Annotated in this window: 22 protein-coding genes; 4 read left to right on the top strand and 18 right to left on the bottom strand. The window is 74.9% G+C overall.

Going from position 1 to position 24,375, the window contains the following annotated elements:
• Positions 1-243 precede the first annotated feature (243 nt).
• The 3 genes from ACZ6O2_RS21785 to ACZ6O2_RS21775 all read right to left on the bottom strand — a co-directional run bounded on the left by ACZ6O2_RS21785 (position 244) and on the right by ACZ6O2_RS21775 (position 4,015).
• Complete coding sequence (locus tag ACZ6O2_RS21785) at positions 244-879, bottom strand: hypothetical protein (RefSeq protein ID WP_466024080.1); 636 nt, start codon at positions 877-879, stop codon at positions 244-246.
• A 14-nt stretch (positions 880-893) separates the two neighbouring features.
• The gene (locus ACZ6O2_RS21780; protein ID WP_466024079.1) at positions 894-2,585 is read right to left on the bottom strand and encodes a DUF4012 domain-containing protein; all 1,692 of its coding nucleotides are present in this window, start codon (positions 2,583-2,585) and stop codon (positions 894-896) included.
• Positions 2,586-2,791: 206 nt separating this feature from the next.
• On the bottom strand, positions 2,792-4,015 hold the full coding sequence (locus ACZ6O2_RS21775) for a glycosyltransferase family 4 protein (protein WP_350707646.1): 1,224 nt from the start codon (positions 4,013-4,015) through the stop codon (positions 2,792-2,794).
• A gap of 159 nt (positions 4,016-4,174) precedes the next feature.
• Here ACZ6O2_RS21775 and ACZ6O2_RS21770 point away from each other — a divergent pair, with 159 nt between their 5' ends.
• Positions 4,175-4,741: an arsenate reductase/protein-tyrosine-phosphatase family protein gene (locus ACZ6O2_RS21770; protein WP_466024078.1), complete on the top strand. Its 567-nt coding sequence runs from the start codon at positions 4,175-4,177 to the stop codon at positions 4,739-4,741.
• Here ACZ6O2_RS21770 and ACZ6O2_RS21765 read toward each other — a convergent pair.
• The gene (locus ACZ6O2_RS21765) at positions 4,722-6,179 is read right to left on the bottom strand and encodes a tyrosine-protein kinase domain-containing protein (protein ID WP_466024077.1); all 1,458 of its coding nucleotides are present in this window, start codon (positions 6,177-6,179) and stop codon (positions 4,722-4,724) included. The genes ACZ6O2_RS21770 and ACZ6O2_RS21765 overlap by 20 nt on opposite strands.
• Before the next feature lie 335 nt (positions 6,180-6,514).
• Here ACZ6O2_RS21765 and nhaA point away from each other — a divergent pair, with 335 nt between their 5' ends.
• Positions 6,515-7,834 (top strand): Na+/H+ antiporter NhaA, encoded by a 1,320-nt coding sequence (gene nhaA / locus ACZ6O2_RS21760; protein WP_466024076.1) that lies wholly within the window; start codon positions 6,515-6,517, stop codon positions 7,832-7,834.
• A gap of 115 nt (positions 7,835-7,949) precedes the next feature.
• On the opposite strand, the gene ACZ6O2_RS21755 is transcribed toward nhaA, so the two are convergent.
• From ACZ6O2_RS21755 to ACZ6O2_RS21710, 10 genes are all read right to left on the bottom strand, one after another.
• A complete protein-coding gene (locus ACZ6O2_RS21755) occupies positions 7,950-8,147 on the bottom strand; it encodes a hypothetical protein (protein ID WP_350707640.1) in 198 nt (65 codons plus the stop codon).
• Positions 8,148-8,181: 34 nt separating this feature from the next.
• Positions 8,182-8,469 carry a hypothetical protein gene (locus ACZ6O2_RS21750; RefSeq protein ID WP_466024075.1) on the bottom strand — a complete coding sequence of 96 codons (288 nt, stop codon included), beginning with the start codon at positions 8,467-8,469 and terminating at the stop codon, positions 8,182-8,184.
• Complete coding sequence (locus tag ACZ6O2_RS21745; protein ID WP_466024074.1) at positions 8,466-8,828, bottom strand: DUF1622 domain-containing protein; 363 nt, start codon at positions 8,826-8,828, stop codon at positions 8,466-8,468. The genes ACZ6O2_RS21750 and ACZ6O2_RS21745 overlap by 4 nt, the downstream gene beginning before the upstream one ends.
• Positions 8,829-8,866: 38 nt before the next feature.
• On the bottom strand, positions 8,867-9,454 hold the full coding sequence (locus ACZ6O2_RS21740; RefSeq protein WP_350707636.1) for a TMEM165/GDT1 family protein: 588 nt from the start codon (positions 9,452-9,454) through the stop codon (positions 8,867-8,869).
• Between the two features lie 243 nt (positions 9,455-9,697).
• Positions 9,698-10,663, bottom strand: coding sequence for an L-histidine N(alpha)-methyltransferase (gene egtD / locus ACZ6O2_RS21735; RefSeq protein WP_466024073.1), 966 nt, complete (start codon positions 10,661-10,663; stop codon positions 9,698-9,700).
• A 41-nt stretch (positions 10,664-10,704) separates the two neighbouring features.
• Complete coding sequence (gene egtC / locus ACZ6O2_RS21730) at positions 10,705-11,451, bottom strand: ergothioneine biosynthesis protein EgtC (protein WP_350707632.1); 747 nt, start codon at positions 11,449-11,451, stop codon at positions 10,705-10,707.
• Between the two features lie 13 nt (positions 11,452-11,464).
• Positions 11,465-12,787, bottom strand: coding sequence for an ergothioneine biosynthesis protein EgtB (gene egtB, locus ACZ6O2_RS21725; protein WP_466024084.1), 1,323 nt, complete (start codon positions 12,785-12,787; stop codon positions 11,465-11,467).
• 11 nt (positions 12,788-12,798) lie between these two features.
• Positions 12,799-14,034, bottom strand: coding sequence for an ergothioneine biosynthesis glutamate--cysteine ligase EgtA (gene egtA / locus ACZ6O2_RS21720; RefSeq protein ID WP_350707630.1), 1,236 nt, complete (start codon positions 14,032-14,034; stop codon positions 12,799-12,801).
• 140 nt (positions 14,035-14,174) lie between these two features.
• Positions 14,175-14,939 (bottom strand): hypothetical protein, encoded by a 765-nt coding sequence (locus tag ACZ6O2_RS21715; protein ID WP_466024072.1) that lies wholly within the window; start codon positions 14,937-14,939, stop codon positions 14,175-14,177.
• A gap of 15 nt (positions 14,940-14,954) precedes the next feature.
• Complete coding sequence (locus ACZ6O2_RS21710) at positions 14,955-15,584, bottom strand: RNA polymerase sigma factor (RefSeq protein ID WP_466024071.1); 630 nt, start codon at positions 15,582-15,584, stop codon at positions 14,955-14,957.
• Positions 15,585-16,127: 543 nt separating this feature from the next.
• On the opposite strand from ACZ6O2_RS21710, the gene ACZ6O2_RS21705 reads away from it, so the two are divergent.
• On the top strand, positions 16,128-17,492 hold the full coding sequence (locus ACZ6O2_RS21705; protein WP_466024070.1) for a serine/threonine-protein kinase: 1,365 nt from the start codon (positions 16,128-16,130) through the stop codon (positions 17,490-17,492).
• Between the two features lie 182 nt (positions 17,493-17,674).
• Positions 17,675-18,937, top strand: coding sequence for a nucleotide sugar dehydrogenase (locus ACZ6O2_RS21700; RefSeq protein WP_350707623.1), 1,263 nt, complete (start codon positions 17,675-17,677; stop codon positions 18,935-18,937).
• 59 nt (positions 18,938-18,996) lie between these two features.
• Here the strand turns inward: ACZ6O2_RS21700 and ACZ6O2_RS21695 are convergent, their stop codons facing one another.
• The 4 genes from ACZ6O2_RS21695 to ACZ6O2_RS21680 all read right to left on the bottom strand — a co-directional run bounded on the left by ACZ6O2_RS21695 (position 18,997) and on the right by ACZ6O2_RS21680 (position 24,325).
• Positions 18,997-21,480 (bottom strand): ABC transporter permease, encoded by a 2,484-nt coding sequence (locus ACZ6O2_RS21695; RefSeq protein ID WP_466024069.1) that lies wholly within the window; start codon positions 21,478-21,480, stop codon positions 18,997-18,999.
• Positions 21,477-22,271, bottom strand: a complete 795-nt coding sequence (locus ACZ6O2_RS21690; RefSeq protein ID WP_350707619.1) for an ABC transporter ATP-binding protein — start codon at positions 22,269-22,271, stop codon at positions 21,477-21,479. The genes ACZ6O2_RS21695 and ACZ6O2_RS21690 overlap by 4 nt, the downstream gene beginning before the upstream one ends.
• Positions 22,272-22,418: 147 nt before the next feature.
• On the bottom strand, positions 22,419-23,084 hold the full coding sequence (locus tag ACZ6O2_RS21685) for a response regulator transcription factor (RefSeq protein ID WP_350707617.1): 666 nt from the start codon (positions 23,082-23,084) through the stop codon (positions 22,419-22,421).
• Entirely contained in the window at positions 23,081-24,325 is a 1,245-nt protein-coding gene (locus ACZ6O2_RS21680) for a sensor histidine kinase (RefSeq protein ID WP_350707615.1), read from the bottom strand. The genes ACZ6O2_RS21685 and ACZ6O2_RS21680 overlap by 4 nt, the downstream gene beginning before the upstream one ends.
• Between the last annotated feature and the right edge of the window lie 50 nt (positions 24,326-24,375).

Here is a 24,375-nt window from a genome sequence, read left to right as displayed (position 1 = left end):
CCCCCCCCCCCCCCCCCCCCCCCCCCCCCCCCCCCCCCCCCCCCCCCCCCCCCCCCCCCCCCCCCCCCCCCCCCCCCCCCCCCCCCCCCCCCCACACCCCCACCACCACGCACCGCAAGACAACACCCCACCACGACTCCCAGCGCGCAAAGACCAAAGAACAAGCCGACGCCCGCCGGGAAACCTCCCGACGGGCGTCAGCCGTTTCGCAGTGCCCGGGCACTGCCCGGAAGGCGCTCACCGTCAGCGCGCGGCCCCCATGCCGAAACGGTGGCGCTTGCGCCAGACCAGCGACAGCAGCAGGAGCACCGCGCCGGTGCCGACGAGGCCGCCGCCGAACTTCATCGGGGTGCTCAGGCTGTCACCCGTGACGGGCAGCGGCGCCGGGTCGTGCTTCTTCAGCACGGTGAGCGTCGCGGTCGCCACCTTCTCCGACGACTCACCGACGGCACGGAAGGTGTGGGTGCCGTGGGGGCGCGGCGTGTGGGTCGTGCGGAACTCGCCGTCGTCGTCGACCGTGACCTCCCAGCGCCTCGGGTTCGGCTGCGGGGCCTGCTGGAACGAGACGGGCGCCATCGCGACCACCTCGCCGTTGCTGCGCCGCGCCTGCTCGGCCCCCGGTACCGCGGCGGCGAGCGGCGCGTGGCCGGCGGTGATCACGACCGTCTCGCCCGGCGTCCAGCCGGTGCCGATCAGCGTGGCGGTCTGACCGACCAGGACGGTCGTCGGGCTTACCGCGAGGGTCGCGGGGCCGGGCGCGTAGGGCGGTGGTTGGGTCTCGCTCGGCGCCGGCTGCGGCTGCGCCGCCCCCGCGGCGGACGGCGCGGCCACCACGGCCAGACCGACCGCGAGCGCCATGATGATGCGGGATAGCCGCATGGTTTGGTTCCCTCCTACTGGTCACAGCTTGGTGCGGAAACAACTTGGGTGGTCCATGGGGTGGCGGTGGGGGTCAGCCACAGCTCGGCCGTACCGACGCCGGTCTTCGCGGTGAGCACGGTGACCTCCATGGTGCGGGAGCCTCCCGGGCCGACCTCGACGTTCGCCGTGGTCACCTGGCGGCGCCGTTCGGTGCCGCTGCCCACCGCCGTCTCGACGCCGTCGAGGTGGGTGGTGAGCACGGTCCCGCCGGCGGGGCTGTACACCGACACCAACGTGCGGGCGGTGTACGGGTCGCCGGCCAGGCCGAGGCCGAGGACCGACTTGCTGAGACCCGACTTGGGCGCCGACGAGCGCAGGGTGACCCGGAGCCGGAGTTCCCGGCGGCCGTCGGTCCGGCAGTCGCCGACGGTGAGGGTCGCCGTCTGCCGGAGGTAGTAGCCGAGCTTCGCGCCGCTGCCGTCGTTGAGGAACACGCCGACCGTCGGCACGGTGTCCTTCTCCGGAAGCACCCCGGCCATTCGGCTGTCGCCGATCGTCCGCTGCTCTTCGGGTCGGGCACTCCAGAACAATATCCGGCGTTCGGTGACAGCACGGTCAAAAGCGGACAATAACCCCTTCGGGTCGTATTTCTTCGTGACCAACGCGTCGAACACGGCCGCGGCGGAGGCCGCGAAGAAGGCGTCCTGCTCTTCGTTGTCCATCCGCTGGTAGCTGTCGCCGAGCACCGTCTGGACGACCTTCTCGGCGGCCAGCGGGACGCCGCCGGGCACCATCACCGGGCCGGTGGCCTTCAGCAGGTACGACAGCACCACCGGGTCGACGGCGAGCACGCCGTCCACCGTGGTCCCCGTACGCCGGCGGAACATCTCCCGGTAGAGCGCGGCAGCGGTCGGGAAGTGCGGGGTGAGGTTGACGTCCGCCGGATAGATGCCCGGCAGGTCGGCCCAGAGGTGACGCACCTCCGTGGGCACCTTCAACGGCGGCTGGAACCGGCCCAGCGCGCTGCTGGTGCCCTGCCGCCCCATCCGGACCCGGCCCTCGTCGGCATGGATCACGGCGTACGCGCCGATCATGCCGCCGGTGGCGCGCAGCTCGGCCGGGTTCTGGGACACCACGAGATAGGTGCGGGGGCCGGCGGCGCCCAGCAGGGGCGGGAGCAGCCTGGTGGCCTGGTCCGCCGCGGCGGTGAGGCCCGCCAGGCGGTCGATCTCCCCGCGCAGGTCGACGAGCGCCTGCCGGACCTGACTCACCAGGCCGTCGGTGGGCACCGTGGCCAGGCTGCTCCGGGTGCCCTGCACGGCCGCGTTGACGGTCGTCAGTTCCGCCGAGACCGTCCGCAGCCGGGCCACGTCGAGGCGCCCACCCGCCGGCACCAGGCTGGCCAGGTCGGTGCGGAGCAGCAGCGGGAACGCCTGCCGGGCCAGGTCGTCGACGGCGACCGAGATCTGCCGCACGGCGGCCAGGTTGTCCCCGGCGTACGGGGTGTGCCGGCCGAGCCACCAGCCGGGGTCGCCGGTCGCCGACCTGGCCTTGCCCGCCTGCTCCTGGAGCGCGGCCAGGGTTCGCTGCGCGCGGGCCGTGTCGCCGCCGACCACCTGGGCGCTGAGCTCCCGGGCCAGCCCGGCGGCGTTGAGCAGGTGGGCGCGGGCCTGCCAGCCCCGGAAGCCCACCCAGCCGCCCGTCAGCAGAAGCAGCGAACCCACCACGAGGCAGGCGAGAAGTGCCCGGCGAAGCTGCCGACGCCGCCGGGGCCGGCCCCGCCGCCGGCGCGTTCTCTGGCTCTCCGTCACACCACACGTCCCTTCGGAAACGGACAGAAGACCCCATTCCTCCGCCTGTTCCTAACAGGTAACGAGCGTTTTCGCCGGTAGATGACGGTATTGACCGGTACGCGAGTGTCGCTCGCGGCTCAGCGGCCGGTGGCGCGGCCGGCAGCCGCGTCGTACAGCAGGCGTTCGATCCGGTCCACGCCCGCCGGCATGGACATCTCCCGCAGGTACGCCTCCCGGCCGCGCCGGCCCATGTCCACGCGGGCGGGCGGCGGGATGGTGGCGGCCAGCCAGAACCGGTCGGCCAGGCTCGCCCAGTCCTCCGGTGGGCAGGACAGCCCGGCCCGGGCCCGCTCCACCAGCTCGGCGGTGTCGCCGCCGGCCGAGGCCACCACGGGCGCGGCGCAGGAGAACGCCGCCTGGAGCTTCGCCGGCAGGGCGCTGCGCAGCTCCGGGAGGTCGCGCAGCATGACGAGCTGGTAGTCGGCGGCGGCGTACAGCTCCGGCATGTCCAGCGGAGACCGGCGTTCGACGAAGCGCACGTTCTCGGCGCGCAGTTCGGCGGCGAGCCCCCGCACCCGCCGCTCGTCCGCGCCCGAGCCCACCAGGACGAGGTCCATGGTGCGGTCCAGCGCCGCCGCCGCCCGTACCGCCGTCTCCAGGCCCTGCCGGGCACCGATGGTCCCGGCGTGCATCACCACGCAGCGGTCGTCGCGGCGCACCAGCCGGCGCGCCGCGCCGCTGGGCCGCGCGGGCTGGAAGATCCGCTCGTCGGTCCAGTTGAGCACCACCTGCACCCGGGCCGGGTCGGCGCCGGCGGCCACGACCCTGTCCCGCAGCGACGGCGCGGAGACCGCGATCCGGTCGGCGGCGCGGTAGGCCCGGGTCATCGCCGCGCCGATCCGCGCGGCCCACCGCCCGTTCCCGGCGCCGGTCGACTCGTCCGTCGCCCAGACGTCCTGCACGTGGACGACGGTCGGCACCCGGCCCAGCAGCCGCAGCAGGCCCGCGGCGGCGAAGGCGGTCGCCGGCGGCAGGTGGACGTAGAGCGCGTCGACGTCCGCGAGGAACGGCCGCCCGGTCAGTGTGGCGCTGCCGGCGAAGGAGAGGTAGCCGGCCATCCGCGTGCGCAGCGACCCGTCGCCGGCGCTGTAGCGCGGGACCCGGCGGACGGTCAGCCGCTCGCTGCGGGTCTCGTGACGCCAGCGCTGTCGCCACCCCGGGTAGACGTGCCCGCCGGGATAGTCGGGGAAGCCGGTCAGCACCTTCACCTCGTGTCCCCGCACCGCGAGTTCCTCGGCGAGGCTGCCCGGGATGAACGCCGGCTCGGGCGGGAAGTGGTAGGACAGGATCCCGATCCTCATCGGCGTGCCTCCGTCCGGGTCAGGCGGTTCGGCGCGGCACGGCGTGGTGGACGCGGCCGGCCCGCGTACGATGCCCGCATCCCCTCCGCGTCCGGCCGGCATAGACGGCCGGCGGCCGATGCGGCGCTGCCCGCGCGAGCACCGACGAGAGGGGTCCAGATGGTCGACCGCGTGCTGTTCGTCTGCCACGCCAACCTGTGCCGGTCCCCGATGGCCGAGTACCTCGCCCGCCGCCTGCTGGCCGGGCAGCCGGTCGTGGTCTCCAGCGCGGGCACCGACGCCGTCGACGGCCTGCCGATACACCCGTACGCGGCGGAGGTGGCGACGTGGGCCGGCGGCGACCCCACCGGCTTCCGCACCCGGCGGTTGCGCGGGGAGCACCTGGTCGGGGCGACGCTGGTCCTGGCGGCCACCCGACGCCAGCGCTCGGTCTGCACCGCGCTCGCGCCGGCGGCGCTGCACCGGACGTTCACCCTGCGCCAGTTCGCCCGGCTGGCCGAGGCCGCGGATCCGGCGGACGACGCGATCGCGGGCCCGGCCGACGGACCCGTGCGGGCCGCGGTCCGGGCGGCCGCCCGCGCCCGGGGGCGGCTGCAACCCGCCACTCCCGACGCGGACGACCTGGTGGACCCGATCGGCGGGACCGCCGCCGACTTCCGACGCTGCGCCGAGGAGATCGAACGGTCCCTGCGACCCCTCGCGGCGCTCATCGGGACAGCCGGGTGAGTTCCTGCGTGCGGTCGCTGCGGCCGTCGATCCGCTCCGCGTGCCGGGCGGTCTTGGCCCGGTCGGCCGGCACGTCCGCGGGCCCGCCGGCCGCCACCACCCGGTAGGCCTCGTACTGGTAGGCCTCGGCCTTGGCCACCTTGGCCATGTTCAGCACGCAGCCGAGCAGCCGGACGGAGACCGAGTGCAGGGAACGCGCGGCGGCGGCCACCTGCGTCCGCGAGGTGCGTCCCTGCTGGGAGACCAGGAGCGCGCCGTCGGCCTGCACGGCCACCACCACGCCGTCGGTGACCGCCAGCAGCGGGGCGGTGTCGATGATGACGATGTCGGCCGACTCCCGCAGGGCGAGCAGCAGGTCCGCCATCGCCTTCGAGCCGAGCAGCTCGCTGGGGTTGGGCGGCGCCGAGCCGCTCGGCAGCACCAGCAGGGACTTGTCGCCCCAGCGCTGCACCACGTCGCCGACCTGGACGTCGCCGACGAGCACGTCGGTGAGCCCGATGCCGGCGTCGAGCCCCAGGTAGTCGGCGACCTTCGGCCGGCGCAGGTCGGCGTCGACCAGGAGCACCCGCCAGCCGGCCTCGGCCAGGGCGATCGCGAGGTTGCAGGAGAGCGTGGTCTTGCCCTCGCCCTGCAGGGCGCTGGTGACCGCGATGACCCGGGCGGGCTCGTGCACGTCGACGAAGCGCAGGTTGGTGCGCAGCTTGCGGACCGCCTCGGCGCGGGCGGAGCTCGCCGCGTCGCCGACGATCAACGGCTCCGACTTCGCCGTGCTCTCGAACGGGATCTCACCGAGCAGCGGGCTGCCGGTGGTGCGCTGCAGGGCGGCGGCGTCGCGCAGCCGGACGTCGGCCACCCCGCGCAGGATCGCCAGGCCCACGCCGGCGAGCAGGCCCAGCAGCGTCCCGATGACGACGTTGCGCACCGGCTGCGGCGAGACGGGGCTCGAACTGACCCGCGGCCCGCTGACCACCTCGATCTTGATGGGGCCGGCCTTGCCGTCCTGGGTCGTCTCCACCTTCTGCACCAGCCCCACGAACTGCGCGGAGAGCGCTTCGGTGACCCTCAGCGCCCGGTTCTGGTCCGTGTCGGTCACCGACGCCCGCAGCAGGACGGTGCCCGTCTCGGTGGACGTGCTGACCCGACGCTGAACCTCCTCGGCGGTGAGCCCGATCGCGTTCTCGGCCACCACGCTCTGCGCCAGCCGGTCGCTGGTCAGCAGCTCCGCGTACGACTTGACGCGCTGCTGGAGGAAGAGGCCGCCCTGGTAGGCGTCCGTGACGCCCTGGCTCGGCGTGGTGACGAAGAAGGTCACCGAGGCGACGTACCGGGGCTGGGCCCGGACGGTGACGAGAGCGGTGACGCCGAGCGCGACCATGACGGTGAGGAGCACGATCCACCAGTGCCGACGCACGAGGCGGAGTTGGCGGTACAGGTCCATCAGGCGCGCCTCCGTACCAGGCCGGTAACGCCAAAGAACTTCACGAAAACCCCCAAGGTCGACTTACATCTCGTGAAACCATTAAAGCGACTCATACGACCTATGTCCTGAGTTATGTATTTTCACCCCTTGACATCTGCGCCTGGCCCACCAACGGACAAACGGGCTTGCGGCGTCCCGGGACGCGGGGAGAAACGAACGGGCGTGACGTTTCCGACCATGAACTGTCCCGACTCGCCGGTGGCGGCGGCGATGGATAGGGTCGGTGACGGTGTGCCGGGAAGCCTGGTCGGCAGTTGCCCCCTGCTGCCCCGACACCAAGGTGGACATCGCGCATGAGCGACCGCGCCCCGCACACCGGCCCCTCCCGCCCGACCCGCCGGCTCTTCTCGCGTACGTCCTGGCCGGAGGCCCGCTTCCTGGCCGACGTGCTGCGGACCGAGACGGTCGGCGGCGGTCTCCTCCTGCTCGGCGCGGTGATCGCGCTGGTCTGGGCGAACTCGCCCTGGGAGTCCGCCTACCAGGTCCTCGGCGGCTGGGTGCCGTGGGCCGGCGGGGCGGGCCTGCACCTCGACCTGAGCCTCTCCGCCTGGGCGGCCGACGGCCTGCTCGCGGTCTTCTTCTTCGTGGTCGGGCTGGAACTGAAGCGGGAATTCGTCGTCGGCGAGTTGCGGGACCCGCGGCGGGCGGCCCTGCCGGTGGTCGCGGCGGTCGGCGGAATGGCGCTACCGGCGCTGATCTACGTCGCGGTCAACCTGGCCGCCGGCGGCGACGGCCTGCGGGGCTGGGCCATTCCCACCGCGACGGACATCGCCTTCGCCCTGGCCGTGCTGGCCGTCATCGGCTCCCACCTGCCGCAGGGCCTGCGGGCCTTCCTGCTCACCCTCGCGGTCGTCGACGACCTGCTCGCGATCACCGTCATCGCGATCTTCTACACCGACGACTTCAGCCCGCTGCCGCTGCTCGCCGCGCTCGCCCCGATCGCGGTCTTCGGCCTGCTCGTGCAGCGCCGCAGGACCTGGTGGTGGGCCCTGATCCCGCTCGCGGTGGCCGCGTGGACACTCGTGCACGCCTCCGGGGTGCACGCCACCGTGGCGGGCGTCCTGCTGGGCTTCACGGTGCCGGTCCTGGGCAGGGACGGCGGCACGCACGGGCTCGCCGAGCACCTGGAGCACCGCTGGCGCCCGGTCTCCGCCGGCTTCGCCGTACCGGTCTTCGCGTTCTTCGCGGCCGGGGTGTCGCTGCGCGGGGCCGACCTGGGCGCGATCGTCACGGACCCGATCGTGATCGGCGTCGTCGCCGGCCTGGTGGTCGGCAAAGCCGTCGGGATCTTCGGCTCGACGTTCCTGCTCGCCCGCTTCACCCGCGCCCAGCTCGACGAGGACATCACCTGGACCGACCTGCTCGGGGTGGCGCTGCTCGCCGGGGTCGGGTTCACCGTCTCCCTGCTGATCGGCGAACTCGCGTTCGGCGGCGGCAGCGCGGCCGACGACAACGTCAAGGCGGCTGTGCTCACCGGCTCGGTGATCGCGGCGCTGCTCGCCGCGGTCGTGCTGGTCCGGCGCAACGCCGCCTACCGGCGGATCGCCGAGGCGGAACGCGTGGACGCCGACCACGACGGCGTGCCGGACGTCTACCAGCGCGGAGACGGCTGACCCGGACGGCCGACGGCTGACCCGAAACGGCCGAGGGCTGACCCGGGACAGCCGCGGCCAAAAGCCGAGCGGAACTCCGGCGGGACGGCGACCGGCCCGCCGGAGCCCGGACGGGTCAGCGACGCCGCTCGGCCGCCCGGCGCTCCTCCTGCTCGTCGGCGAGGGCGTCGCTGACCGGCTCCATCAGGTCGTCGGCCGGCACCGCCACCTCCTCCGCCCGGTCCTGCTCGTCGGCCCGCCCACCGGCCGGCGGCTGCGGGGCGGTGGCGTCTCCGGCGAAGCCGTACTCGTTCGGCTCGTCATGCTTACCCATGTGGCAGTCCTCCCGCTTTCTCCGGTTTCGCCTCCTACCGCAACGGTAGGTGGTGATCTTCTTGCCCGCTGGAGGCCGCCGATAGTCGTGGCGACGCCGCGCCGGTGAGCGCGGCCCACAGCAGCCGGCGCAGCAGGACGATCGCCGCCGCGGCCGCCAGCTCCGCCCAGCCCTGGTCGACGGCCAGCCGCAGCAGGCCGGCGGCCGTGAGCAGATCCAGCAACGCCCGCAGCGCGCAACGCCAGGAACGCGTGCCGACCAGCACCGCCAGGCCGGCGAGCGTGGCCAGCGCGATGGTGGCGGCGGCCAGGACAGGGGTCACCTGCCGTCCTCCGTCTCCCCCACCTGCCGCTGCTCCTGGCGGATCTCCCGTCCGAGGAAGTAGTTCAGCGCGGTCCGGATGGTGGCGATGGCCGCCAGCTGCCCGATCTGGGTGAAGGTCGGCGAGACCGCCGTACGCAGGATGTCCGCCGCGAGCTGGAACTCGATCCCGAGGGTGAGGAACCGCCCCAGGGAGAGCCGGATCGGGGTGAACACGGCGGCGCTGCGGTGCCGCAGCCCTTCGACCACGAACCGCAGCGCCGCCCAGGCCGCGCCGACGAAGATGACCACCGCGCCGGCGACCTCCACCGCGGCGACCAGCGACTCGTAGCCGTGGCGCAGCACCTCCTCGACGCCCACCCGCTGGCCATACCCGGCCCGCCGGGCGGTAGTCGGCGTCAGGTGAGCTGCGCGACCGCCTCCAGGATCAGCCAGAGGCCGCAGATGGCGAAGAGCGCGGCGGCGCCGTACTTGATGGTCTTCTCCGGCAGCCGCTTGCCGAGCATCCGCCCGACCAGGATGGCCAGCGCGTCCGCCGCCACCATGCCGACCGTCGAGCCGAGCCAGGTGCCGAACCAGCCGTACTGGGTGGCGAGGGTGATGGTGGCGAGCATGGTCTTGTCGCCCAGCTCCGCCAGGAAGAACGCGACCGACACCGCCACGATGGCGGACTTGCTGGACTTCTCGGCCTTGCGCTTCTCCTCCTCGGTGAGCGTGTCCCCGCGCAGGGTCCATGCGCCGAAGCCGAGGAACGCCAGGCCCGCCACCAGCGAGATCCACTCCGTCGGGAGCGCGGCGCCAAGGCCGTAGCCGATCGCCACTGAGGCCAGGTGCACGACGGCCGTGGCGACGGTGATGCCGATCAGGACCGGCACGGTTTTGAAGCGGGTGGCGAAGGTCAGGGCCATCAGCTGGGACTTGTCGCCCAGCTCGGCGACGAAGATGACGCCGAAGCTGACCGCCAGCGCGACGAGGAAACCTTCCATGACATCCTTCCGGATCACGCCGGGAGGAGGTACGGGGCGCCCTCGACCCGGCTGCGACAGCCTGAGTCGAAGGTCTCGCCCGCCTCGGATGACGAGGCCGCGTGGCCGGATGCGGAACGCACCAGTGTGTCGACCACGACATTGGGGGCTACTCCCCTTCGCGCCGCCCAGCCTAGCCGACCACCGGCCGGGCCGGGCACCACGGGTGAAGATCGTCACGCGCCGCCGGCCGGCCGGTCCCGGTCACTCCGCGCGGGCCAGGGTGACGCCGAACAGGCCGTCCGGGTCGGTCCAGAAGTCGTGGACGGCGAAGCGGGCCGCCGCCAGCTCCGCGGCGATGCCCTCGGGCCGGAACTTCGCGGACACCTCCGTGCGCAACTCCTCGCCCTCGGCGAAGGTGACCGCCAGGTCGAGCACCCGGACCCGCATCGGCCGGAGCGCGCGCAGCCGCATCTCGATCCACTCCCGCGCCGGGTCCCAGAGCGCCACGTGGGCGAACGCCTCCGGGTCGAAGTCGGCGCCCAACTCCCGGTTGACCACCCGCAGCACGTTGCGGTTGAACTCGGCGGTGACCCCGGCCGCGTCGTCGTACGCCGGCACGACGACCGCCGGGTCCTTGACCAGATCGGTGCCGATCAGCAGCCAGTCCCCCGCCTCCAGGGCGCCCCGCATCGCGCCCAGGAACCGCGCCCGCTCGGCCGGCAGGAGGTTGCCGATGGTGCCGCCGAGGAAGAGCACCAGCCGCCGCCCGCCGGTCGGCAGCCGGTCCAGGTGACGGGTGAAGTCCCCCACGATGCCGCGCACCCGCAGCCCCGGGTAGTCGGCCGCGATCTCGACGGTGGACTGGCGCAGGGCGCTGACCGACACGTCCAGCGGCACGAACGTGCCGAGGCCGCCCCGCCGGGTGAACGCGTCCAGCAGCAGCCGGGTCTTCTCCGACGAGCCCGAACCGAGCTCGATCAGCGTCTTCGCGCCGGTCAGTTCGGCAATCTCGCCCGCCCGTTCGGCCAGCACGGCGCGTTCGGCCCGGGTCGGGTAGTACTCCGGCAGCCGCGTGATCTCCTCGAACAGCTCGCTGCCACGGGCGTCGTAGAACCACTTGGGCGGCAGCCACTTGGGCTCGGCCGTCAGGCCGGCGCGGACGTCCTCCCGCAGGCTGCGGCCGAGGTCCTGCTCCTCGAGGTGGATCTCCAGCGGCTCGGCGCCCATGTCTTCCCCTTCGTCGTCGGAACGTCCCTGTCGGCCGGCGGTCAGACCTCGGCGAGGGCACGCAGACGCACCCCCGTCGCGGTCGCCTCCACCAGTTGCCCGTCCGGCACCGCCTGCCAGCCGGGGTCGTCGTCGTGCGGTTCGGACGCCAGCAGCACCGAGGCCGGGGTCGCGCGGATCGACAGCGCGTGCCCGGCCACGCTGGCCACCACGGTGTGGCCGTCGGTGAGCAGCAGGTTGAGCCGGGACCCGGGGGCCGCCGCGGCCACCGCCGTCACGGTCTCGGCGATCGCGCGGGCGGGCTTCACCCCGGCCCGCAGCCGGTGCCGGACCAGCGCCCAGAGCAGCGCCGAGTCGGTGGCCGCGTCCAGGGTGAGCAGGTCGCGTACGGGCAGGGTGCCGGCGAGCGGGACCATCGTGTCGGGCCAGCCCCGCACCACGCCGTTGTGGCTGAACAGCCAGGGCCCCTCGGCGAACGGGGCGGCGGCCCCGTCGAGCACCGCCATGCCGACCGTGGCGGAGCGGACGGCGGCCAGCACGGCGCCGGCGGAGGTGACCGCCGCGAGCTGCGCGATCGTGGGGTCGCTCCAGATCGGCTGGGCCCGCCGGTAGCGCACCGGCTCGCCGGAGCCCGGATACCAGCCGACGCCGAAGCCGTCGGCGTTGATCGTCCCGCCGCCGCGCATGTCGCGCGGCGCCCAGGACTGCCGCACCAGGGCGTACGGCGGGTCGAACAGCAGCTCCCGCAGGGTGACCGGCGGCCCCAGGTAGGCCAGGTGGCGGCACATCAGGCGGCCGTCCTCACGGCTGCGACTCCTCGGGCCGGGCGTCGCGGGCGCAGCGGAAGCCGCTGAAGATCTGCCGCCGGATCGGGTAGTCCCAGTTGCGGAAGGTGCCCCGGCAGGCGGCCCGGTCGGTGCCGAACGACCCGCCCCGCAGCACCTGGTAGTCGTCGCCGAAGAAGACCTCCGAGTATTCGCGATAGGGGAACGCGGTGAAGCCCGGATGCCCCCGGAAGGTGGTGGAGGTCCACTCCCACACGTCGCCGATGAGCTGGTGCACGCCCAGCGGCGAGGCGCCCGCCGGGTAGGCGCCCACCGGGGCCGGCCACAGGTGCCGCTGCCCCAGGTTGGCGTGCGCGGCGGTGGGGTCGTCGTCGCCCCACGGGTAGCGGCGGGAACGGCCGGTGGCCGGATCCCAGCGGGCCGCCTTCTCCCACTCCGCCTCGGTCGGCAACCGCTTGCCGGCCCAGGCCGCGTACGCCTGCGCCTCGTGGTAGCAGACGTGCACCACCGGCTCGTCGTCGCGGACCGGGGCCCACCGCCCGAAGCGCCGGTAGGCCCAGCCGTCGCCGTCGCGCCGCCAGTGCATCGGCGCGGAGAGCCCCGCCTCCCGGCGGTGCCGCCAACCGGCCGGGCTCCACCAGCGCGGGTCGTCGTAGCCGCCGTCGGCGATGAACTCGCGGTAGCGGCCGTTGGTCACCGGCGTGGCGTCGATGACGTACGCCGGCAGGTGGACCCGGTGGGCGGGGCGCTCGTTGTCCAGCGCCCACGGGTCGGTGTCGGTGCCCATGGTGAACTCACCGGCCGGCACCAGCACCTCGCCGCCGACCCGGGTGCGCGGCTGCGGCGGCGGCGGGGCGTGCAGCACCGCAGGGCCGGTGCGGAGCTGGTGGGTGGCGAGCATCGTCTCGTCGTGCTGCTGCTCGTGCTGCACGATCATGCCGAAGGCGAAGCCGTCGGCGACCAACGGACGGTCGGTGAACGCGACCCTGTCCAGCAGGTCGAGCACCTTGTCCCGGACGGTGAGCAGGTAGGCGCGGGCCTCCTCGGGCGGCAGCAGGGGCAGCGACGGGCGGTCCCGGCGGGGCTGCTTGAACGCGTCGTACAGGTCGTCGATGTCCCGCCGGACCGGCTCGCGGCCACCCACGTCCCGGACCAGCCAGAGTTCCTCCTGGTTGCCGACGTGCGCGAGGTCCCACACCAGCGGGGACATCAGCGGCGAGTGCTGCCGCACCAGGTCGGCCTCGTCGACCGCCTCGGTCAGCAGCGCCGTGCGGGCGCGGGTGCGTTCCAGCTCCGCCGCGATCCGGCTGCGCAACTGCTCCGCGCCCGGCCGCTGCATGGTCGCTCCGGTCACGCGTGCCTCCTCCCCGCGGCGGCCCGTCGCCGCCGTACGCCTCGGTCGATGTCGTCGTGCAGGGCCGCCGGCAGGCCGAGCCGGGGCAGGGCGGTCAGGGCCAGGTCGAACAGCTCCACGGCGGCGGCGGCCAGCGCCGGGTCGCGCAGGCCGTGCCGGGCGGCGGCACGCCAGCGGTGCGCCACCGGGCCGGCGACGGCGCGGGCCGCGTGCACGGTGCCGGGCTCGGCGAGCAGGGCGGCCACCACCGCGAGCGCGACCGCCCAGCCCCGGCCGGGCTGTGCGTCGAGGTAGCGCAGCTCCAGGTAGCCGCGGGGGCGCACCGGCGGGAACAGCGTGCTCACGTGGTAGTCGAGGTCGTCGGTGGTCGGCGGTCGGGGCAGCGCCCCGTCGACCCAGTCGGCGAAGCTGACGGCCGGCGGCGGCGTCCAGTCGGGACCGCCGCCGCGTAGGCAGAGCAGCGGCGCGGCGAGGACGTAGTCGGTCCAGGCGGCGACCGGGTCGACGTCGGCCCGCTCCGGCGTCCACACGGGCCGGGTGCGGGCCGGGTCGATGGCGAACCAGGCCGCCATGCGCGCGGACGCCCAGCCGGTGGCCCGGCCGGCGTGCCGGGTGGCCGTGGCGAAGGCGGCCAGCAGGGGTGGCCCGAGCGCGTGCACCGTCGCCCAGCGGGCCGGCAGGTGCTCCGGCTCTCCGGCGTCCAGGCAGACCTGCAGGCCGGCCGTGCTGTACATCATCGTCCGGCCGGCGGCGCCACGCCGGTCGAAGACGTGCCGCATGGCGCGGTAACGGGGGGTCTCGACCACCGCCCGGGGTGGCCGGTGGGGGTCGATGCCGCTCTGCCCGAGGACCAGCCCGGCGGCGGCGAGCAGGCCGCTCAGCTGGGCGATGTCGCCGTCGGTGGCCTGGACGAGGGTGGCGAGCGAGGTGCGGGGCGCGGTGGAGATCTCCAACTGCCCGCCGGGCTCGACGGTCACGGTGCCACCGTGACGAAGCGGTGCGGCGGGGCTCGCGCGGTCGAGGGTCGGGGGGCTGTGCCGCCCCAGCGCCGCCCGGAGCCGCTCGCCGTCGACGGGGCGGGCGGGGTCGGCGGCGTCGTGCACGGTCCATTCGAGTTCGACGCCGGTGTGGGTCGGCGGGCCGGTCTTGAAGCAGATCCGGGCGAGGTGACCCGCGGCTGCGGCGCGCTCCCGCAGGACGATGCTCCGGTCGAGTTCCGGCGACGTCACCACAGGACGGGCTCCCTTCCCCGCGCCGACTTCCGGACCGTGCCACCGTAGCGCCACCCACCGTCATCGGCAGGGCGTCGGCGGCCCACCACTTCTGTTCTAACAGACGGATTTCGTGTGGCCGGCCGGAACGAGCAGGGCGATCAGCCGGTCGCCTCCGGGGACGGCGCCGTCGTGAGCTCGGCCCTCCTCGAGTTCCTCGGCTCCGCCTCGGGCGCCAACTCCCGGCAGAAGGCGTCGACGTTCTCCCGGCCGCCCGCCGCGGTCACCACGCCGGCGTACGTGGGGCTGTCCAGCGTGTTCTCCCGCTGGGCCGGCGGCCTGGCCAGGTACGCCTGGCAGAGCCCCCGCATCTGCTCGGTGCGCTGCTCCGGCGGTCGTGGCCCGCCACCGCCCGGGGCGCCGGGGGTGGCCGCACCGGACGTGGGGGCGGCGGACGGGCCGCGCGAGCCGCCGGTGGGCGCGTCGGAGGGGGTGCCGCCACTGCCGGTGGCGCCGGTCGACCCACCCTGCTCCGTACCCGTGGTGGCCGGTGCCGGCGTGGGCGGGCGCGGCGGCGGGGCCGGGTCGTCGGGGCGGTCCAGGGTGACGGCCGCGAAGGCGGCGCCCGCCGTCGCGGCGACCGCGATTCCGGCGGCCCAGGCCACGGCGCCGGCGGTGAACCGGCGTCCGCGCGGTGGCCGCGTCGCGGCGGTGGTGGCGGGCGCGGCGGCGCGGGCGGCCCGGAAGGCCGCCAGCGCGCCCTCCTCGCCGGCCAGTTCGCCGGGGCGGGCGGGGGCCGCCGCGGCCGAGAGCAGCCGGGCGAGCGACTCCGGGTCGGCGGCGTCGGGCGAGCCGGCGCGGGCCGCGTCGAGCAGCCGGTCGGACTCGGCCCGGTCGGCGGGCCGCTCGCTCCGGCGGAAGGTCATCTGATTCCCCTCACGTCAACCGTCCGCTGGCTCGGCGTGCGGCGCCTGCCGCCGACCGGCGCGCGGACGCGGCGGGGTGGCTCCCTCGGGGTCGGCCGGCGGCTGGGACAGGTCGTAGCGTGCCATCAGGGCGGCGAGGCGGCGCAGACCCCGGTGGGCGGCGGTGCGCACGGCACCGGGCCGGCGGCCGAGCACCCGTCCGGCGGTCTCGGCGTCCAGCCCGATGACGGCGCGGAGCAGGACCGCCTCGGCCTCGCGGGGCGGCAGGGTGGCGATCAACGCCAGCGCCGCCTCGGTGCCGATGGTCTCGCCGGCCCGTTCGGCGGTGTCGGCGTCGCCGGCCAGTTCGCTGAGCGCCTGCACCGGCACCGGCAGCGACGGACGGCGGCGTTGCCGCCGCAGGTGGTCCATGGCCCGGTTACGGGCGATGGTCACCGTCCACGCCCGGAACTCGCCGCCGGTGAAGCTGGGCAGGTCGCGGGAGATCTGCAGCCACGTCTCCGAGGCGACATCCTCGGCGTCGACGCCGACCAGGGCGGTCAGGTACCGCAGCAGACCAGGCTGGAGGCTGCGGTAGAGGAAGCGGAAGCCGTCCTCGTCGCCGGCCTGCGCCGCCGCGACCGCGTCGTTCAGCTCAGCGGACACGGGACCGCCGCCTCCGCTTCCCGGACATGCCGGGGTGGCGCACGCCTACCCGGGCGTGCGCGACGCCAGCACGGTCCGGCACCCGGACCTGTTCCCGCACCCTCAGCCCCCCGCTGACCTGGTCACGCCCGGGACCGCGGCGGCCCGGACGGTAGTTCTGGACTCTCGCCACGGCGGCACGGCCGGCGGCGCGGCGCCGGCCGTGCCGTGGGGCGGGCCCGAGTCGGGCTAACGGTAGGAGCACCGGGCCGATCGGACAAGTCGGCCCCGGTCGGCAAAAGAGTGAGATTTATCTACCTGATCGGATGGCGGGTCGCCGTAACGCGGGGCACGCCCGGGACGCTGCGCCCAAGCACGCCCACGCCAAGGGGCGTTCGTCCAGCGTACGGTGGCGGCGGGCGGATCTCGTCACGGGGCGTCCCCGGGCGGTCACACCATATCGGAGGCGACCGTCGGCGCACAGCCCGCCGTGGGGCGGGTCGCGCCGGCCGGCCGGCCCGCTCACCGCGCGCCGTTCTCCGCCGCTCTGGGTACGGTGGTGCTGTGTTGTCATCGGAGGTCGTACTCAGCGGTCGGTACCGCCTGGACGAGCGTGTCGCCACGGGCGGCATGGGCGACGTCTGGCGGGCCAAGGACCTCGTCCTCGGCCGTCAGGTCGCGGTCAAGGTCCTGCTGCCCGCCCTGGTCTCCGACCCCGACTTCATCGCCCGCTTCCGCGCCGAGGCACGAATCATGGCCGCTCTGCGGCACCCCGGCATCGTCCAGGTCTTCGACTGCGGCGAGGACGACCTGCCCGACGGCGGCCGGGCCGACTACCTGGTCATGGAGTTCGTGACCGGCCAGCCGCTGTCCAAGCGGATCGAGGCCGCCGGTCGGCTCGACGTCGGCGAGACGATGGCGATCGTGGCCCAGGTCGCGCAGGCGCTGCACGCCGCGCACCTCGGCGGGATCGTGCACCGCGACGTCAAGCCGAGCAACCTGCTGGTGCAGGAGAACGGCAGCGTGGTGCTGGTCGACTTCGGCGTGGCCCGGTCGACGAACGTCACGAGCATCACCAGCACCAACGCGGTGCCCGGCACCGCGCTCTACATGGCGCCCGAGCAGGCCGCCGGCCGGCCGGTCTCGGGGGCCACCGACATCTACGCCCTCGGCGCCGTCGCCTACTGCTGCCTGAGCGGCAGCCCGCCGTTCACCGGCGACAACCCGCTCCAGGTCGCCGTCCGGCACCTCGACGACGAGCCGCCGGAGTTGCCGCACGACATCCCGGAGGCCGTTCGCGCGCTGGTCTCCCGCGCCCTGGCGAAGGATCCGGGCGACCGGTTCAGCAGCGGGGCCGCGATGGCCCAGGCCGCCCGCGCCGCGGTCTCCGACCCGTCGGCGGCGACCGCCATGGTGCCCGCCCCCGGCGTCGCCGCGCTGCGCGGCGCCGACCCGGGCACCCGCACCGACGTCCCGGTCGTGCCGGCCGCGGCCGGGCGGAAGAAGCGCCGCGGCCCCCTGGTGGGCGCGGCCGCGGCGGTGCTGGTGGCGTTGGCGGGCCTCGGCGCGGCGCTCGGCGCGACGAGGGACACCGACGCGCCCGCGGTAAACGTGCCGAAGACGACGGCGCCGGCCGCCGTGCCGAGCGCGGAGGCGCCGACCGAGCAGGAGCAGAACCCGGACCGGGGTCGGCCGTTCCGTCCTGCCGGGTCCACCTCCAGCCCGTCGCCGTCGGCCACCGTGCCGCCGGAGTCGCCCCAGCCGAGCCAGACGGCCGGCCCGGAGTCCCCGGAGCCGACGGGCAGCACGGATCCGACGCCCAGCGATGGCTCTTCGCCGGGCGCGCCGACGGGGCCCACGTCCCCGGCGCCGAGCGGCACGCCGTCTGACGACACAAACCCGCCGGGTGGCGGGGCGGCGGCGCGGTGACGCACCGTTCGGCCTGATCTCGGCACCCGTGCCGCCGCATTCCCGGCGGGCGATGCTCACGGTGACGCACTGCCGACACTCCGCGGGTCCCGGCGGCACCGGTAATCCCAAAACGGACTTACGGGCACAGAGGTCGCTCTAGGCTCCCAAGCAGGTTGTTTCCGTCTGCCTCGGGAGTCCGGGTGAGCGTTGAGAAGTTGGTCGTCATCGGCCAGGGGTACGTCGGCCTGCCACTGGCCATGCGGGCCGTCGAGGCGGGCCTGGACGTGATCGGCCTGGACGTCGACTCCGACCGGGTCAAGCGGCTCGCGTCGGGCGAGTCGTTCGTCGAGGACATCCCCGCCGACCGGCTGGGCCGGGCGCTGGCCAGCGGCCGGTACCACCCGAGCACCGAGTACGCCGACGCCGAGGGCTTCGACATCTGCGTGATCACGGTGCCCACGCCGCTGCGCGACGGCACGCCCGACCTCAGCTTCGTCGAGCAGGCCGGCATCGGCATCGGCCCGTACGTCCGGCCGGGCTGCGCGGTGGTGCTCGAGTCGACCACCTACCCCGGCACCACGGAGGAACTGCTGCGCCCGCTGCTGGAGTCGGCCAGCGGGCTGCGCAGCCCGGGCGACTTCCACCTCGGCTACAGCCCCGAGCGGATCGACCCGGGCAACCAGACGTGGCGGCTGGAGAACACCCCGAAGGTCGTCTCCGGGGTGGACGCGGACTCCCTCGCCCGGGTGGACGGGTTCTACCGGCGGATCGTGGAGCGGACCGTGCCGGTGGGCTCCACCCAGGTGGCCGAGCTGACCAAGCTGATCGAGAACACCTTCCGCCAGGTCAACATCGCCCTGATCAACGAGCTGACCATGCTCTCCCACCACCTGGACATCGATGTCTGGCAGGCGATCGAGGCGGCCGAGACGAAGCCGTTCGGGTTCATGCCGTTCCGGCCCGGCCCCGGCGTCGGCGGGCACTGCCTGCCGATCGACCCGTGCTACCTGTCCTGGCAGGTCAAGCGGCGCCTCGGGCGGCAGTTCCGGTTCATCGAGCTGGCCAACGACGTCAACCACGAGATGCCCGAGCACGTGGCGCAGCGGATCATGGGCGGGCTGAACCGGACCGGCCGCACGATCAGCGGGGCCCGGCTGCTGCTGCTCGGGCTGGCGTACAAGAAGAACACCGGCGACATGCGCGACTCCCCCGCGGTCGACGTGGCCCGCCGTCTGCAGGCGCTCGGCGCGGACGTGCGGGCGGTGGAGCCGTACGCCGAGCCGCACCACATCCCCGGCGGGGTCCTCGTGGTGGAGCTGACCGAGCGGGAGATCCGGGCGGCGGACGCGGTGGTGGTGGTCACCGACCACGACGTGTTCGACTACGACCTGGTCGTCCGGCACGCCCGGTACGTCTTCGACTCCCGCAACCGGTGCTCCGGGCCGGTGGTGGAGCACCTCTAGACCCGGCACCGCTGGCCGGTCCCGCCACCGGAGTGGGCGACGGGACCGGCCGGCGGATGTCACTGGTCGCCGAGCGCCTCGACCACCGGCCGGGCCAGCGCCCGCCGGGCCGGCAGCACCGAGGCCGCCAGGGCGGCCACCACGGCGACCCCGAGGATCAGCCCGAGCTGCCCCAGCGGCAGCACCACGGCGAAGTCCCCGCTGATCCGGGCCAGCAGGGCCATCGCGGCCGCGCTGACGCCGGTGCCGAGTCCGACCCCGAGCAACGCGCCGACCAGCGCCATCAGCACCGCCTCGACGGCCAGCACGGCCCGCATCCGACCCCGGGTCAGGCCCACCGCCCGCAGCACGGCGTTCTCCCGGGTCCGCTCCACGACCGACAGGCTCAGCGTGTTCGCCACCCCGACCAGCGCGATCACCACCGCCAGGCCGAGCAGCGCGGTGACGAACGCGAGCAGCATGTCGACCGTGCTGGTGAGCATCTTCTTGTACGCCCCCTGGTCCATCAGGTTGGCCGTCGGGTAGCGGGCGACCACCGCCTCGATGGCGGCCCGGGCCTGGTCGGCGCTGACGCCGTCGGCGGGGTCGATCTCGGCGAGGTAACCCCGCTCGGCGGGGAAGAGCGCGGTGAAGTCGGCGTCCACCACGTCGATCACGTGACCGGCCGGGACGGAGCTGCCGGCCAGGACCGGCCCGTCGTCGGTGACGACCGCGGCCACCCGGAACGACCGGCCCCGCACGGTGACGGTGGAGTCGGTCGTCCAGCCCCGCGCCTCCGCCAACTCCCGGTGCACCAGCACCGACCCGGGCGCGAGCCGGTCGACGTCGCCCGCCACGACGCCGGTCAGCGTCCGGCCGACCAGGGCGGGGTGGGCGGCCCGGACCTCGACGTCGGCGGTGACGGCGCTGCGCTGCTCGTGCACCACCGCCAGCTCGGGCCGGGCGCGCAGCTCGCCGACGAGCGGCGCGGGCAGGTCGCCGCCGATCCCGGTGACCAGCCAGTCGACCCCGATCTCGGCGTCCACGCTGCGCTCGATGCCGTCCTTGGTGCTGCGCGCGCCCACCACGAAGGCCGACACCAGTCCGATGCCGATGACCAGGGCGGTCGCGGTCGCCGCGATGCGGCGCGGGTTGCGCACCGCGTTGGCCACGGCCAGGCCGGCGGTGGCGCCGAACAGCTTCCGGGCGGGCCAGCCCAGCACCCGCACCAGCGCCGGGACGAGCACCGGCCCGAACAGCACGATGCCGAAGAAGGTCAGCACCCCGCCGAGCGCCACCAGCACCACCTGGACGGCGGACGCGGCCACCACCAGCGCGGCGATACCGGCGACGAAGACCAGCGCACCGCTGGCGAGCCGGAGCCGGCCGGCACCGCGGGCGGGCTGGACCGCCGCGTCGGTGAGCGCGGCGACCGGCGGCACCCGGGTGCCCCGCCACGCGGGCAGCAGGGCGGCGCCGACCGTGATCGCGGTGCCCAGCAGCAGGCTGAGCAGCACGGTCGGGGCGGTGAGGGTGAGCCCGCCGGTGACCGGCACGTCCAGCCGCGTCATGAGCTGGTTCATGCCGCCGGCCAGGGCGACGCCCAACAGCACGCCGACCGCGGAGGCGGCGGCGCCGATCACGGCGGACTCGAGCAGCGCCGCCCGGAACAGCTGCCCCCGGGTCGCGCCGACGAGCCGCAGCAGCGCCGTGCGCCGGGTCCGCTGGGCGAGCACGATGGCGAAGGTGTTGGCGATGACGAAGCCGGCGACCACCACCGCGACCCCGGCGAAGGTCAGCAGCACCATGTTGAACTGCTCCAGGTCGCGGACCGCGTCCTCGACCGCGTCGTCGAGGATCCGCTGGCGCGTCTTGACGGTCGCGCCGGCTCCGGCCGCCTCGGCGGCCCGGTCGGCCAGCGCCGCGTCGGTCACGCCCGGGTCGGCGGCCACCATGATCCGGTCGTAGCCCCGCTGCCCGGTCACGGCCATGGCGTCCGCGCCGACCAGGCCGATGAACGGGCCGCCGACGTCGCGGGGGGTGCCGGCCACGTCGACCGTGCCGACCAGGGTGTACGGGCGGGCCGCTCCCTTGCTGCCGCCGACGCGTACCGGCCCGCCGAGGGTGAAGCCCTCCTCGGCCACGGTGGGCGCGTCCAGCACCACCTCGCCGGGGCGGTCGGGCAGCCGCCCGGCCACCACGTCGTACGAGCGCAGCGCCGGGTCGACGGGGATCGCCGCGAGGACGGCGTAGCCGAGCACGGGGCGGTCGTCGGCGCCGACGACCCCGCCGGAGCCGAGCAGTTCCCCCTCGGCGGCGGCGACCCCGTCGAGCGCGCGCACCCGGTCGACCAGCGCGGTCGGCAGCGGGTCCTTGGTGGCGGAGTACACGGCGAGGTCGGTGTGCCGGTCGAACGTCCCGGCCTGGTCGTACGCTCCCGCGCGCATTCCGTCGACGAAGATCAGCGTGCCGGCGATGAAGGCGACGCCGAGCACGATGGCCAGCGAGGAGAGCAGCAGGCGCAGCGCCTCGGCGCGGAGCTGGCGCAGGGTCAGCCGGATCACCGGGCCACCGCCTCGCGGCCGGCGGCCGGCACGCGCGCCGAGTCGAGGCCGGCGAGGGTGTCGAGCACCCGCTCGGCGGTCGGCGCGGTGAGGTCCCGCACCGGCCGGCCGTCAGCCAGGAAGAGCACCCGGTCGGCGTGCGCGGCGGCCGTCGGGTCGTGGGTGACCATGATCACGGTCTGGCCGAGGGTGTCGACGGCCTCGCGGAGCAGGCGCAGCACCTCCGCGCCGGAGCGCGAGTCCAGGTTGCCGGTCGGCTCGTCGGCGAAGATCACCCACGGCTTGGTGATCAGCGCGCGGGCGACCGCCACCCGCTGTTGCTGCCCGCCGGAGAGCTCGGCGGGCCGGTGGCCGAGCCGGTCGGCGAGCCCCACCGCGGCGACGACCTGGCGCAGCCAGGCCCGCTCCGGCCGGCGGCCGGCGATCGCCAGCGGCAGCACGATGTTCTCCTCGGCGGTCAGCGCCGGCAGCAGGTTGAACTTCTGGAACACGAAGCCGACCCGGTCGCGGCGCAGCAGGGTGAGCCGCTTGTCGTCGAGCCGGGAGAGGTCGGCGTCGCCGATGCGTACGCTGCCCGCGGTGGGACGGTCCAGGCCGGCGAGGCAGTGCATCAGGGTGGACTTGCCGGAGCCGGACGGGCCCATGATGGCGGTGAACCGACCGGCGGCGAAGTCGACGTCGACGCCGTCGAGGGCGACGACGGCGGCCTGGCCGGCGCCGTACCGCTTGGACAGGCCGCGGGCGGAGACCGCGACGCCGGCGGTGGCGTGCGCGGGAGGTGCGACGGACACGTGGAGCTCCCCGTGGAGATCGTGACTGGGACGTCTCCGACGCTATGGGCGCGGCGGTCCGAGGGCGTCCACCCAGGCGCTCGACCCCGCTGCGACCGCAGGCGGCCCTGACCGGGCGGACCCGTACGACCTGAGTCGTACGCCGGCTCAGCCGCCCGGGGTGACCAGGCCGCTCTCGTACGCCAGCACCACCGCCTGCACCCGGTCGCGGAGCTGGAGCTTGGCCAGGATCCGCCCGACGTGCGTCTTCACGGTCGCCTCGGCGACGTGCACCCGGGCGGCGATCTCGGCGTTGGAGAGCCCCTGCGCCACCAGCAGGAGGATCTCCCGTTCCCGTTCGGTGAGCTGGGCGAGGCGCGGGTCCTCGGCGGGGCCCGGGCCGAGCCTGCCGGCGAAGCGGTCGAGCAGCCGGCGGGTGATGGACGGGGCGACCACGGAGTCGCCCTGGGCGACCACCCGGATGGCGGCGAGCAGCTCCTCCGGCGGGACGTTCTTGAGCAGGAAGCCGCTGGCGCCGGCCTGGAGCGCGGCGAAGGCGTCCGCCTCGGTGTCGAAGGTGGTGAGCACGAGCACGCGGGGCGACCCGGCGGGGCGGTCCCCGCAGATCCGGCGCGTCGCCTCCACCCCGTCCATGGTCGGCATCCGGACGTCCATCACCACCACGTCGGCCTCGACCCGGGCCAGCACCCGCAGCGCGTCGGCGCCGTCGATCGCCTCGCCGACGACCTCCAGGTCGGGCTGGGAGTCCAGCACCATCCGGAAGCCGGCGCGGACCAGCGCCTGGTCGTCCACGATCACCACGCGGACCGTCATGCCGCCATCACCTCCGTCGTCCCGGGCGTCGACGGTAGCGGCAGCCGCGCCTCGACCTGCCAGCCCCCGGCCAGTCGCGGGCCGGCGGTGAGGCTGCCGTCGTACACGCTCACCCGCTCGCGCATGCCGACCAGGCCGTGCCCGCCGGACGGGGCCGGGCTGACCGGCGGGCGGCCACGCCCGTCGTCGAGCACCCGGACCACCACGGCGTCGCGGGCATGGTCGAGGGTGACCTCGACGGCGGCGCCGACCCCCGCGTGCTTGAGCGCGTTGGTCAGCCCCTCCTGCACGACCCGGTAGAGGGTCAGCTCCAGGCCGGCCGGCAGCGGCACGGGCTGCCCGGTGACCGTGTGGCGCACCCGCAGGCCGGCGGCGCGGAACCGGTCGAGCAAAGCGGGCAGCTCGGTCAGCGCCAGCCGGCGGTGCTCCGGGTCGGCGGCCACCCCCGCGCCGTCGGGCTCGTCCGTCGGGCCGGGGCCGGCCGCCGCGTCGGGCGGGCTCGGCTCCCGCAGTACGCCGACCAGCCGGCGCATCTCCTCCAGCGCCTGGCGGCCGGTGTCGGCGACCACCTTCACCGCGTTCCTGGCGGTCTCCGGGTCGCGGTCGAGCATGAACCGCGCCCCGTCGGCCTGCACGATCATGACCGCCATGCTGTGCGCCACCACGTCGTGCAGCTCGCGGGCGATGCGGGTGCGCTCCCCGGCGACGGCGGCACGCGCCTCCGCCTCGCGTTCCCGCTCCAGGGTGGCGGCCCGCTCCTCGAGGCTGAGCACGTAGAGCCGGCGGGTCCGCACGTTGAGCGCGACCAGCCAGACCGCCCCGGTGACCAGCCCGATATAGATCGCGGTCGCCCACCAGGCGACGGTGCTCTCGGTCTGGAGGGCGGCGAGGACCACCCCGACGGCGGCGGTGATCCCGGCGAGGATGCCGTCGCGGAGGCGGTCGGCGTACTTCACGACGCTGTAGAGGGCGACCAGCACCGCGATGTCGAAGGCCAGTGGGCCCCAGCCGGCGAACACCTGGACCAGCGCGAGCACCGCCACGACGGCGGCGACCGCCGACGGGTGGGACCGGCGGAACAGCAGCGCCACCGCCATCGCGGCGCCGACGAGGGCGGCCTTCCACCCGCCGGGCTGGTTCACCATGCCGGCGAGGCCGAAGAGCACCACCAGGCCGACGACGAAGACGTCGAAGGCGACGCTGCGCAGCGGGCGGCCGAAGATCGTGCGGTTCACGGTCACCCAGCGTACGTGCCGACGCCGCCCGCGGATCACCGCGCGCCCGGCCGGAC

It is taken from the genome of Micromonospora sp. NPDC048040 (assembly GCF_055587185.1).
Note: the sequence above shows the minus strand (reverse complement) of the source record. Positions and strands in the feature narration are given on the sequence as shown.

Excerpts from the sequence above, each read along its gene's own strand:
- ACZ6O2_RS21785 (WP_466024080.1), bottom strand. The coding sequence starts at position 879 with ATGCGGCTATCCCGCATCATCATGGCGCTCGCGGTCGGTCTGGCCGTG.
- ACZ6O2_RS21775 (WP_350707646.1), bottom strand. The coding sequence starts at position 4,015 with ATGAGGATCGGGATCCTGTCCTACCACTTCCCGCCCGAGCCGGCGTTC.
- ACZ6O2_RS21770 (WP_466024078.1), top strand. The coding sequence starts at position 4,175 with ATGGTCGACCGCGTGCTGTTCGTCTGCCACGCCAACCTGTGCCGGTCC.
- ACZ6O2_RS21765 (WP_466024077.1), bottom strand. The coding sequence starts at position 6,179 with ATGGACCTGTACCGCCAACTCCGCCTCGTGCGTCGGCACTGGTGGATC.
- nhaA (WP_466024076.1), top strand. The coding sequence starts at position 6,515 with ATGAGCGACCGCGCCCCGCACACCGGCCCCTCCCGCCCGACCCGCCGG.
- ACZ6O2_RS21755 (WP_350707640.1), bottom strand. The coding sequence starts at position 8,147 with ATGGGTAAGCATGACGAGCCGAACGAGTACGGCTTCGCCGGAGACGCC.
- ACZ6O2_RS21740 (WP_350707636.1), bottom strand. The coding sequence starts at position 9,454 with ATGGAAGGTTTCCTCGTCGCGCTGGCGGTCAGCTTCGGCGTCATCTTC.
- egtD (WP_466024073.1), bottom strand. The coding sequence starts at position 10,663 with ATGGGCGCCGAGCCGCTGGAGATCCACCTCGAGGAGCAGGACCTCGGC.
- egtC (WP_350707632.1), bottom strand. The coding sequence starts at position 11,451 with ATGTGCCGCCACCTGGCCTACCTGGGGCCGCCGGTCACCCTGCGGGAG.
- egtB (WP_466024084.1), bottom strand. The coding sequence starts at position 12,787 with ATGCAGCGGCCGGGCGCGGAGCAGTTGCGCAGCCGGATCGCGGCGGAG.
- ACZ6O2_RS21715 (WP_466024072.1), bottom strand. The coding sequence starts at position 14,939 with ATGACCTTCCGCCGGAGCGAGCGGCCCGCCGACCGGGCCGAGTCCGAC.
- ACZ6O2_RS21685 (WP_350707617.1), bottom strand. The coding sequence starts at position 23,084 with ATGACGGTCCGCGTGGTGATCGTGGACGACCAGGCGCTGGTCCGCGCC.